The organism is Actinoplanes sp. NPDC048791, from assembly GCF_040650095.1.
Lineage (GTDB): Bacteria > Actinomycetota > Actinomycetes > Mycobacteriales > Micromonosporaceae > Actinoplanes.
In genome coordinates, this window is sequence record NZ_JBEZGQ010000224.1 from 1 (window position 1) to 10,405 (window position 10,405).

The following is a 10,405-nucleotide window of genomic DNA, read 5'->3' on the forward strand; positions in this document are numbered from 1 at the left end:
GTCACGCCCGGACCGGCGGGCCAGCCGCACCGCGCCGGCCAGCAGCACGAGGTTGAGCGCCGGTCCCAGCCACGCGCGCAGCAGCACGTGGAACGCGATGCCGCCTGGTCCCCAGAGCAGCCAGCCGATCACCGCCAGGGACACCCCGGCCAGGGTGAGCACCACCGGGTCGGACGCGACCGTACGGGGCAACGAGCCGGACCGCTCGGGTGGCATCGCGATCCTCCTGCGGGCGTTCGGGCTCGGCACGGCCACGCCGCGCCCACTTACTACACCGGTACGCGGTAGCGGTGCGGGTGCACGCCCGGGGTGACACCGGTGCGCGGCCCGTTTTACGGTTAGCTTTCTTAACCGTTTAAGGTCTCCGCTGGCCCGGTGCCGAATCGTTACTCGGTTGATCAAGCGGAAACATTGCGAAACACCGTTTCCACCTCTTGACTGGCAACCGGGGGAACCGGAGACGGTGACGGTGATGTCACGCCCCGGCGTGATGTGAGATAGGGAGAGGTATGTTCGGTCAATCCAATAGCCCGCGCTTCAGGAGCGCGCTCGCCGGCACGCTGGGCATCGGCCTGGTGTTCGGCCTGGCTGCTTGCGGCGGCAGTGACGACTCGGACGACGATTCCAACACGGCCGCGCAGTCGATCGACTGCGCGCAGTTCAGCTCGTTCGGAGACCTCAAGGGCAAGACGGTCTCGGTCTACACGGGCATCGTGACGCCCGAGGACAAGGCGTACAAGGACTCGTACAAGCCTTTCGAGCAGTGCACCGGCGTGACCATCAAGTACGAGGGCGACAAGTCCTTCGAGACGCAGATCCTGGTCCGCGCCAAGGCGGGCAACCCGCCGGACCTGGCGATCGTGCCGCAGCCCGGCCTGCTCCAGCAGCTCGTGGCCACCGGCAAGGCCGTCGAGGCGCCGGCCGAGGTCGCCGCCAACGTCGACAAGTTCTGGGACAAGAACTGGAAGGAGTACGCGACCGTCAACGGCAAGTTCTACGGCGCGCCTTCCGGGGCCAGCGTCAAGTCGCTGGTCTGGTACTCGCCGAGCGAGTTCAAGGACGCCGGTTACGCGGTGCCGACGACGCTCGACGAGCTCAAGACGCTGACCGACAAGATGGTCGCGGACAAGAAGAAGCCGTGGTGCGCGGGCATCAGCAGCGGTGAGGCGACCGGCTGGCCGCTCACCGACTGGCACGAGGACATGATGCTGCGCCTCAGCGGCCCGGAGACCTTCGACAAGTGGGTCAAGCACGAGATCCCGTTCAACGGCCCCGAGTCCTCGGCGGCGCTGGACGCGGTCGGCGGTTACCTGAAGAACCCGGCGTACGTCAACGGTGGCCTGGGCGACGTCAAGAGCATCGCCACGACCACCTTCCAGGACGCCGGCCTGCCGATCCTGGAGGGCACCTGCTCGCTGCACCGCCAGGCCAGCTTCTACGCGGCGAACTTCCCCAAGGGCACCAAGGTGGCCGAGGACGGCGACGTCTTCGCGTTCTACCTGCCGGGCAAGACCGCCACGGACAAGCCGGTGCTCGGTGGTGGCGAGTTCAACGTGGCGTTCGCGGACCGTCCGGAGGTCAAGGCCTTCCAGACGTACCTGTCGACCGACACCTGGGCGAACATCAAGGCCAAGGCCTCCCAGGGCTGGGTCAGCGCCAACAAGAAGCTCGACCCGAACAACCTGAGCAACCCGATCGACAAGCTGGCCGCGACGATCCTGCTCGACCCGAACACGGTCTTCCGCTTCGACGGCTCGGACCAGATGCCGGCCGCCGTGGGCTCCAACGCCTACTGGAAGCAGACGACGAGCTGGATCACCGGACAGGACACCAAGACGACGGTGGACAACATCGAGAAGGCCTGGCCCAAGTGATCTGAATCTTCACCCGGGGCCGGTCGCCGCAAGGCGACCGGCCCCGCCGCTCTCCAGAGGAGGTACGGGTCGCGTGTTCGACACCGCCGACACCACCGCCGAGAAGTTCACGCAGATGTTCGCTGCGATCCTTCTCTTCGCCGCGGTCGTGGGCATCATCCTGTTCATCGCGGGGCGCTTCGGCGGCCGCCGCGGTGACAAAATCGTCGCCTATTCCTATCTCGCCCCGACGCTGATCATGCTGCTCGTCGGGCTCGTCTACCCCGGTGTCCGCACCATCTACCAGTCGTTCTTCAACGCGGCCGGCAGCGCCTTCATCGGCCTGGACAACTACAAGACGATCTTCACCGACAACGACCAGCTGACCGTGCTGCGCAACACCGTCTTCTGGGTCGTGGTGACGCCGTTCGTGGCCACCGCGGTCGGCCTGCTGTACGCCATCCTGGTCGACAAGGCGAAGATGGAGTCCTTCGCCAAGGCGCTGGTCTTCCTGCCCATGGCGATCTCGTTCGTGGGCGCGTCGATCATCTGGAAGTTCGTCTACGAGTTCCGCCCCGACCAGGGCAACGTCAAGCAGATCGGCTTGCTCAACCAGGTCCTGGTCTGGCTCGGCGGCAGCCCGCAACAGTGGCTGGTCGACTCGCCGCTGAACACGTTCCTGCTGATCGTGGTCATGATCTGGATCCAGGCCGGCTTCGCGATGACCGTGCTGTCGGCGGCCATCAAAGCCATCCCGGACGACATCATCGAGGCCGCCCGCCTCGACGGCGTCGGCCCGTGGGGCATGTTCCGCTTCGTGACCCTGCCGGCCATCCGCCCGGCGGTCGTGGTCGTGCTGACCACCATCGGCATCGGCACGCTGAAGGTCTTCGACATCGTGCGCACGATGACCGGCGGCCAGTTCAACACCAGCGTCATCGCCAACGAGTTCTACAGCCAGAGCTTCCGCAGCGACAACCAGGGCCTCGGCTCGGCCCTCGCGGTGCTGCTGTTCCTGCTGGTCATCCCGATCGTCGCCTACAACATCCGGCAGATCCGCAGTTCGGAGGCGCTATGACCACCGTCACGCCGGTCACCACGACGCCACCGCTGACCCCGGACAAGCCGAACGCGGCGGCGGTCGCCAAGAAGAAGCTGACCTCGCCCTGGGCCTCGCTCGCGGCCCTGGTCATCGCGGTGCTCTGGACGCTGCCGACGTTCGGATTGCTGGTGTCGTCGTTCCGCCCCGAGCGGGCGATCAAGACGACCGGGTGGTGGACCTTCTTCTCCGACCCGAAGTTCACCATGGACAACTACAAGGCCGTGCTGGACGCGGAGAGCGGCGCCGGGCTCGGCTCGTTCTTCGTGAACTCACTGGTGATCACCATCCCCTCGGTGCTCATCCCGCTGAGCCTGGCCTGCCTGGCCGCGTACGCGTTCGCCTGGATCAAGTTCCCCGGGCGCAACATCCTGTTCCTGGCGATCTTCGCGCTGCAGATCGTGCCCCTGCAGGTGACGCTGATCCCGCTGCTCACGCTGTACGTGGACGCGGGCCTGGCGAACACCTTCTGGACGATCTGGATCTCGCACGCCATCTTCGGCCTGCCGCTGGCGATCTACCTGCTGCACAACTTCATGCGGGAGATCCCGGCGACGCTGCTGGAAGCGGCCCGGGTGGACGGCGCCGGACACGTGTCGATCTTCTTCCGGGTGCTGCTGCCGCTGCTGCGACCGGCCCTGGCCGCGTTCGGCATCTTCCAGTTCCTCTGGGTGTGGAACGACCTGCTGGTCGCCCTCACCTTCGCGGGCGGCGGCGACGCGGTCGCCCCGATCACCGTGGCGCTGGCCAACCTCAGCGGCACCCGCGGCACGGCCTGGCACCTGCTGTCGGCGGGCGCCTTCGTGTCGATCCTGGTGCCGGTGACGATCTTCCTGCTGCTCCAGCGGTACTTCGTCCGCGGCCTGCTCGCGGGCAGTGTCAAGGGCTGACCCGAGGCGCACAAGGGGCCCGGGACCGCTGCGGCGGATCCGGGCCCTTCTGTCGTACCCGGCCCTTAGGGTCGGGCGATGACCGTGCACAAGCTGTCGCGGGCCGATGCGCGCCGCATCGCCGTGCGCGCCCAGCTGCTGGACGCGCGCTCACCGACCGATCTGTTCGAGGTGGTGCGGCGCCTGACGCTGCTGCAGAACGACCCGGCCACCGCCGTCGCGCCCAGCGCCGACCTGGTGCTGTGGAGCCGGCTCGGCCCGGCCTACCGGCCCGGGCAGCTGCGCGACGCCCTCGACGAGCAGGCCCTGCTGGAGCTGCACGGCATGGTCCGCCCGCCGGAGGACATCGCGCTGTACCGGGCCGAGATGGCCGAGTGGCCCGGACGGCCACCGCTGCGCGAGTGGCAGGAGGACCTGCGGGAGTGGGTCGACGCCAACAACGGCTGCCGGCTCGACATCCTGCACCGGCTGCGCGCCGACGGCCCGCTGACCACCCGCGAGCTGCCGGCCACCTGCGAGATCCCGTGGCGTTCCTCCGGCTGGACGGACAACCGCAACGTCACGAAGCTGCTCGGCTTCCTGGTCCAGCGCGGCGAGGTGGCCGCGGCCGGCCGGCGTGGCCCCGACCGTCTGTGGGACCTGGCCGAGCGGGTCTATCCGGACGACGTGGTGCCCTACGAGGAGGCGCTGCGCCGCCGCGACGAACGCCGGCTCAGCGCGCTCGGCATCGCCCGGGCGAAGGCGCCGAAGAGCCCGAGCGAGCCCGACGACGTGGGCGCCGCGGGCGAGCCGGCGACCGTCGAGGGTCTGAAGGGCCAGTGGCGGGTCGACCCCTGGCACCTGGATCAGCGCTTCACCGGCCGGGTCGCCCTGCTGTCCCCGCTCGACCGCCTGGTCTACGACCGCCGGCGCCTGACCGAGCTGTTCGAGTACGACTACCAGCTGGAGATGTTCAAACCGGCCGCGAAGCGCCGCTGGGGCTACTGGGCGATGCCGATCCTGGACGGCGACCGGCTGGTGGGCAAGCTGGACGCCGCCGCGGACCGCCGGGCCGGAGTGTTCCGGGTGCACACGATCCACCAGGACGTCCCCTTCACCCCCGCGAGGACCGCCGCCGTGCGGCACGAGATCGCCGACCTGGCCGACTGGCTCGGTCTCGACCTCGTGCTGCCGGCCTGAGACCCCTCGCGGCTCTCACCCCCCGATGAACGAGTCGATCGAGTTGGGACCCTTCCACTCCGAGGTCGGGGTGAATCCCTGGATCAGTCCGTCCGTGCCGAGCCACGCCGCCCCGATGACGTTGACCGCGCTCGGCGCGATGGCATCGACCTCCCCCTTCAACGCCTTCGCCGGCGCGGGCATCTGATACGAGATCCCGTTGCCCGCCGTGCTGGAGGAGGTGAACTCGTCGGCGACCTTGAGCGTGGACCCGGTCCAGAAGATGTCGTACTTCTTGTCGCCGACGCTGACATAGTCGGGCACATTGTCGAAGCCCACCCCGTAGAGGTTCCAGTCGGCCGGGACCTCCGCGATCGATCGCTGGTTGTCGGTGAAAGTGGAGTCGGCGGGATAGACGGCGTTTCTGACGAGAACGAGCGACGTCGGTGCCGCCGCGAGGTCGAGCGGACCCGTCGTCTCGTTGCGGACGCTGAACCGCATGTCGAATTCCGTCCAGTCCTTGACGTCCTTGCTGTTCTTCCGGACCACCCACGCGTTGTAGTGCTCGACAGTCAGCTTCACCGGCCCGGCGCGCCACTTCGCGATGTACTCGCTCAGGCTCAGCGGGCGGGCGGAGGTGCTCACGGTCGGGACCGGGGTGGACTTCTCCTTCTCGGTGGCCGCGCTGGTGGCGGCCGCGACGACGGACGAGGCCGCGACCACCGCGAGGAAGAGCGTCACCCGCGCGGCCACCGACCAGCTCTGGATACCGGGCAGCTGATTGATCAGATAGCCGAGAACGGCGCTGAGCACAACTGCGACAACAACGAGAAGGATGACGCCCCCCGAACGGTGCGTAGCGGTTCGGCCAGGTTCAGCCTCGACCGTCGCAAGGGGCGGGCACAGTGGAATTTGTCAGCACTTTCGTGAGTCGCGCTCACGAGCGCCGCCCCGCTCAGCCGTCGATGTGCAGCGGGGTCACGTGCCAGATGTCGCGGCAGTAGTCGCGTACCGTGCGGTCCGAGGAGAAGAAGCCGCTGCGGGCCGTGTTCAGGATGGACGTGCGGGTCCAGCCCTCCCGGTCGCGCCAGGCGCGGGCCACCCGGTCCTGGCAGTCCACGTAGGCGCGGTAGTCGGCCAGCGTCAGGTATTCGTCGCGGTTCAGCAGGTCGTCCACGATCTCCTTGTCGTAGTGGGCCACCGTGTCGAGCACCTCCCGCAGTTCCGCGTCCCGGTCGTAGTAGGCGCGCGGTTCGTAACCCCGGGCCCGGACCGCGTCCACCTCCGTGGTGTCCAGGCCGAACAGGAAGAAGTTGTCCGCGCCGACGCGGTCGCGGATCTCCACGTTGGCGCCGTCCAGAGTGCCGATGGTGAGCGCGCCGTTGAGGGCCAGCTTCATGTTGCTGGTGCCGGAGGCCTCCTTGCCGGCCAGCGAGATCTGCTCGGACAGGTCCGCGGCCGGGATGATCAGCTGGGCCCGGGAGACGTTGTAGTCCGGCAAGAAAATCATTTTCAGGTACGGCGAGACGACCGGGTCCTCGTTGACCAGGTCGGCCACCGTGTTGGCCAGGCGCATGATCCGCTTGGCCGCGTAGTAGCCCGGCGCCGCCTTGCCACCGAACACGATCGTGCGGGGCACCACGTCCTGGACCTGGTCCCGGCGGATCCGGTGGTACTGCGCGACGACGTGCAGCACCCGCAGCAGCTGTCGCTTGTACTCGTGGAACCGCTTGATCATCACGTCGCAGAGCGCGTCCGGGTCGATCGCCACGCCGGTCGCGGCCAGCGCGTGCCGGGCCAGTTCCTCGCGGTTGCGCCGCTTGACCTCGCGCCACTGCTCGCGGAAGCCGGGATCGTCGGCGGCCGGCTCCAGCTCGACCAGCCGGTCCAGGTCGGTCAGCCACTCCCGACCACCGATCCGCCCGCTGATCAGGTCGGACAGCCGCGGGTTGGCCAGCCGGACGAACCGGCGGGGCGAGATGCCGTTGGTGACGTTGTGGAAGCGTCCCGGCCACAGCTCGGCGAAACCGCGCAGGGTGGTGGCGGCCAGCAGGCGCGAGTGCAGCTCCGCGACGCCGTTGACCGCCGAGCTGCCCACCACGGCCAGGTGCGCCATCCGGACCCGCTGCTCGCCGCCCTCCTGGATGATCGACAGTTCCCGCAGCTTGGCGTCGTCACCCGGGTAGCGGGCGGCAACCTCCTGCAGGAACAGGTGGTTGATCAGGAAGATGATCTCCATGTGCCGGGGCAGCAGCCGCTGCACCAGCGCCACCGGCCAGGTCTCGAGCGCCTCGGGCAGCAGCGTGTGACACGTGTACGCGAACACCCGCCGGGTGATCGACCAGGCCCGGTCCCACTCCAGGCCCTCCTCGTCGACCAGCATCCGCATGAGCTCGGCGATGGCCATCACCGGGTGGGTGTCGTTGAGCTGGATGACCACCTTGCCGGCGAAGTCGTCCCAGTCGTTGTTGCGCAGCCGGAACCGCCGCACGATGTCCCGCAGCGCGCAGGTGACCAGGAAGTGTTGCTGCTTGAGGCGCAGCTCGCGGCCGAGCTCGGTGCTGTCGTCCGGGTAGAGGACCTTGCTGATGTTCTCCGAGCGGACGATCTCCTCGACCGCCTCACCGTACTGGCCGGCGCCGAAGCGGGACAGGTCGAAGGACTCCCGGGCGGCCCGGGCGCGCCACAGCCGGATGATGTTGACCGTGGTCGTCCCGTACCCGGGCACCAGCATGTGGCTGGGCTCGCCCAGCACGACCTCGCCCGGCACCCAGCTCTTGCGCAGGCCCTCCAGGGGCTCGACGTGGCCGTAGAAGCCGACCGTCTGCTGGTCGTCGGAGGCGTGGAACTCCCACGGGTTGCCGTAGAAGGTCCAGTCGTCGGGCCGCTCGACCTGGCCGCCGTCGTGGAAGGCCTGCTTGAAGATGCCGAAGTCGTAGCGGATGCCGTATCCGACCGCGGGGATGTCCTGGGTCGCCATGGCGTCCAGCAGGCAGGCGGCGAGCCGGCCCAGGCCGCCGTTGCCCAGGCCGGGCTCGACGTCCAGGGCGTCCAGGTCCGAGCTCGACAGCCCGAGGCCCTCCAGCGCGCGGCGGGCGCTGTCCTCGGTGCCGGAGTAGAGCAGGTTCTGGTCGAGCTGCTTGCCGAGCATGTACTCGGCCGACAGGTAGTAGATGAACCGGGGGTTGGCCCGGTAGTGCGCGGCCGCCGTGCGGATGTAGCGGTCGACGAGCCGGTTCCGCACGGTCAGGGCGAGCGAGTGGTAGGCGTCCTGCGCGCTGGCCGACTCCAGGGTCGTGCCGCGCTGGTAGTACAGGTTGCTGAGCAGGTCGCGCCCGAAATCGCCGGGCGTGTCGCCGGAGTGCGGCGACGTCACGTAGGTCACGGCTGGTCCCTCCCGACGGTGATCCGTCCCTCGACGGTCTCACGGGGAGTATCAACGCTCAGCGGAAACGCCCCGCTCCGGGGTACGGAACGGGGCGTTTCGCGGCGTTAGGCGGACAAGTCGTCGGAGATTTCGTCCTCGGGGTCCTCGGTGGGGTCCTCGTCCGGCTCCGGGCTGGTGGTCGGCGTGGGCTCCGCCGTGGGGGTGTCGTCAGTCGGGGTTTCGTCGACCGGCGTGTCCTCGGCCGGCGGCGTCGGCTGCGGGGTGGGTGACACGGTGGGCGTGGGGGTCGGCTTGACCACCGCGCCCTTCTTCTGCGTCACCGAGACCTTGGTGGCGGTGTAGGCGGTGCCGACCCGGGTGCCGTTGACGGTGATCCTGGCCCCGACCGCGACCGTCTTGAGGGTGGTGCGCTTGCCGTTGACGACCACGCGCAGGCTGCCCGGCACGGTGACGGTCACGGTCTGCCTGCGGACATCCTTGGTGCCGCCGCTGGCCAGCAGCGTCACGGTGCCCGCGGCGGCGTCGACGGCGGTGACCTTGCCGGACGCGGCGAACGGCGTCCGCACGGGCTTCTTCGTCTTGTTCGGCTTCGGGTGCGCCTTCTGCGCGGAGACCGGCTTACCGCCCGGCTGGGCGAAGGCGGTGGCGGCCGTACCGACGGCGGGAACGACGATCCCGGCGGCCAGCAGGGCGGCGACAGCAGTACGACGCAGACGCATCGGGAGATCTCCTTGTTTCGGGGGTGAGATCAGCGTCGGCCCGCCGTGGTGCGAACGGGTGCCCGGCCCGGTTGCGGGCAGGTTGCCGTGCAAAGCGGGCGCTGCCGCGGCAGGCGTGTCCGAGCCGTGGCCGGCCTGGGCCTGGCCGTCTTCGGCGTGGTCGAGTTCGGCGGCAGCGATCCGGTCTTCGTGGTGTTCTGGCTGGCGGCTCTGGTGCTGATCGTCGGCGGTCAGCTCTGGGCGGCGTTCGGCCGCCCCCGATGACGGCTCAGGCCGGGCGCGGCGCCTCGGCGGCCGGCAGCGTGACGGTGAAGGTGCTGCCCTGGCCCAGCCGGGACTCGGCGGTGACCGAGCCGCCGTGCTCGGCGACGATGTTGCGTACGATGGCCAGTCCCAGGCCCGAGCCCTGCACCGCCTGGTCCATCGCGTTGGCCGCCCGGTGGAACGGGGTGAACAGGCCGGCCACGTCGCCCTCGGGGATGCCGATCCCGGTGTCGGTCACGGTCAGCACCGCCGCGTGGTCCACGGCCCGCAGCCGGTACGCGACCGCCCCGCCGGGCCCGGTGAACTTCACCGCGTTGTCCAGCAGGTTGCGCAGCGCCCGCTCGAGCTGCCGGGCGTCCCCGTCGACGAAGACCTGTTCCGCCTCCCCGGTCAGGCTGAGGTCGCGGCCGCGGGCCACCGGCTCGAACTCGGTCCGCAGCGCCGCCATCACCTCGGCCAGGTCCACCCGGGCCGTGGTCGCGCCGACCGTGTTGTTGGCCCGGTCCAGCAGCAGCAGGTCGGCGACCGTCTCCTGCAGCCGGTGGGCGTTGCGCAGGATCGCGGTGACACCGCGCTGCTGCAGCGGGGACAGGTCCCCGCCGTCGCCGTCGGCCAGCATCTCCGTGTAGCCCAGAATGCTGGTCAGTGGGGTACGCAGCTCGTGGGTCACGGTGGCGACGAAGGCGTCCTTGCGTTCGTCGAGCACCCGGAGCTCCGTGATCAGCCGGGCCTGGCGGCGTTGCAGGCGCTGCTGGCGCACGGTGTGGTCGACCTCGCGGGCCACGGTGGCGAGCAGGCGCCGCTCGTCGGCGGTCCAGTCCGGCTGGTCGGGGCGTACGACGTAGATGAAGCCGGGTGGGCAGTCGGCGTCGCCGCCGATGGGCACGGCCACGCCGCCCGGGACGTCGGGCACGAGCCGCACGGCGCCGGCCTCCCCGGCCAGGACCTCCCGCACGGTCCACTCCGGCATCGGCGGCGCGTTGTCGGGCCAGCGCACATCGACCTCGTCGGTGCCACCGACGGGGATCCGGCTG

General features: G+C 69.4%; 10 protein-coding genes. 5 read left to right on the forward strand and 5 right to left on the reverse strand.

Features of this window, described 5'->3' with window-relative positions; translation table 11 throughout:
• Nucleotides 1–216 (reverse strand): hypothetical protein (locus AB0C29_RS18325; protein WP_360821561.1); only part of this gene is annotated, 216 nt, incomplete at its 3' end.
• A gap of 293 nt (nucleotides 217–509) precedes the next feature.
• Here AB0C29_RS18325 and AB0C29_RS18330 point away from each other — a divergent pair.
• The 4 genes from AB0C29_RS18330 to AB0C29_RS18345 all read left to right on the forward strand — a co-directional run bounded on the left by AB0C29_RS18330 (nucleotide 510) and on the right by AB0C29_RS18345 (nucleotide 5,021).
• A complete protein-coding gene (locus AB0C29_RS18330; protein WP_360821563.1) occupies nucleotides 510–1,874 on the forward strand; it encodes an ABC transporter substrate-binding protein in 1,365 nt (454 codons plus the stop codon).
• A gap of 115 nt (nucleotides 1,875–1,989) precedes the next feature.
• Nucleotides 1,990–2,931, forward strand: coding sequence for a sugar ABC transporter permease (locus AB0C29_RS18335; protein ID WP_360821579.1), 942 nt, complete (start codon nucleotides 1,990–1,992; stop codon nucleotides 2,929–2,931).
• Nucleotides 2,928–3,842 carry a carbohydrate ABC transporter permease gene (locus AB0C29_RS18340; RefSeq protein ID WP_360821565.1) on the forward strand — a complete coding sequence of 305 codons (915 nt, stop codon included), beginning with the start codon at nucleotides 2,928–2,930 and terminating at the stop codon, nucleotides 3,840–3,842. Before AB0C29_RS18335 ends, AB0C29_RS18340 begins: the two co-directional genes overlap by 4 nt.
• Before the next feature lie 78 nt (nucleotides 3,843–3,920).
• On the forward strand, nucleotides 3,921–5,021 hold the full coding sequence (locus AB0C29_RS18345; protein ID WP_360821567.1) for a DNA glycosylase AlkZ-like family protein: 1,101 nt from the start codon (nucleotides 3,921–3,923) through the stop codon (nucleotides 5,019–5,021).
• Nucleotides 5,022–5,036: 15 nt separating this feature from the next.
• On the opposite strand, the gene AB0C29_RS18350 is transcribed toward AB0C29_RS18345, so the two are convergent.
• The 3 genes from AB0C29_RS18350 to AB0C29_RS18360 form a co-directional block, all read right to left on the reverse strand.
• The gene (locus AB0C29_RS18350; protein WP_360821569.1) at nucleotides 5,037–5,813 is read right to left on the reverse strand and encodes a hypothetical protein; all 777 of its coding nucleotides are present in this window, start codon (nucleotides 5,811–5,813) and stop codon (nucleotides 5,037–5,039) included.
• 142 nt (nucleotides 5,814–5,955) lie between these two features.
• Nucleotides 5,956–8,385: a glycogen/starch/alpha-glucan phosphorylase gene (locus AB0C29_RS18355; protein WP_360821571.1), complete on the reverse strand. Its 2,430-nt coding sequence runs from the start codon at nucleotides 8,383–8,385 to the stop codon at nucleotides 5,956–5,958.
• 107 nt (nucleotides 8,386–8,492) lie between these two features.
• The gene (locus AB0C29_RS18360; RefSeq protein WP_360821573.1) at nucleotides 8,493–9,107 is read right to left on the reverse strand and encodes a hypothetical protein; all 615 of its coding nucleotides are present in this window, start codon (nucleotides 9,105–9,107) and stop codon (nucleotides 8,493–8,495) included.
• Between the two features lie 126 nt (nucleotides 9,108–9,233).
• Here AB0C29_RS18360 and AB0C29_RS18365 point away from each other — a divergent pair, with 126 nt between their 5' ends.
• Nucleotides 9,234–9,371, forward strand: a complete 138-nt coding sequence (locus tag AB0C29_RS18365) for a hypothetical protein (RefSeq protein ID WP_360821575.1) — start codon at nucleotides 9,234–9,236, stop codon at nucleotides 9,369–9,371.
• 4 nt (nucleotides 9,372–9,375) lie between these two features.
• Here the strand turns inward: AB0C29_RS18365 and AB0C29_RS18370 are convergent.
• Nucleotides 9,376–10,405, reverse strand: a 1,030-nt coding sequence (locus AB0C29_RS18370) for an ATP-binding protein (protein WP_360821577.1), incomplete at its 5' end; no start/stop codon positions are given.

What these genes read in the sequence shown, in the direction of transcription:
- AB0C29_RS18330 (WP_360821563.1), top strand. Translation starts at nt 510, where the DNA reads ATGTTCGGTCAATCCAATAGCCCGCGCTTCAGGAGCGCGCTCGCCGGC.
- AB0C29_RS18335 (WP_360821579.1), top strand. Translation starts at nt 1,990, where the DNA reads ATGTTCGCTGCGATCCTTCTCTTCGCCGCGGTCGTGGGCATCATCCTG.
- AB0C29_RS18340 (WP_360821565.1), top strand. Translation starts at nt 2,928, where the DNA reads ATGACCACCGTCACGCCGGTCACCACGACGCCACCGCTGACCCCGGAC.
- AB0C29_RS18345 (WP_360821567.1), top strand. Translation starts at nt 3,921, where the DNA reads ATGACCGTGCACAAGCTGTCGCGGGCCGATGCGCGCCGCATCGCCGTG.
- AB0C29_RS18360 (WP_360821573.1), bottom strand. Translation starts at nt 9,107, where the DNA reads ATGCGTCTGCGTCGTACTGCTGTCGCCGCCCTGCTGGCCGCCGGGATC.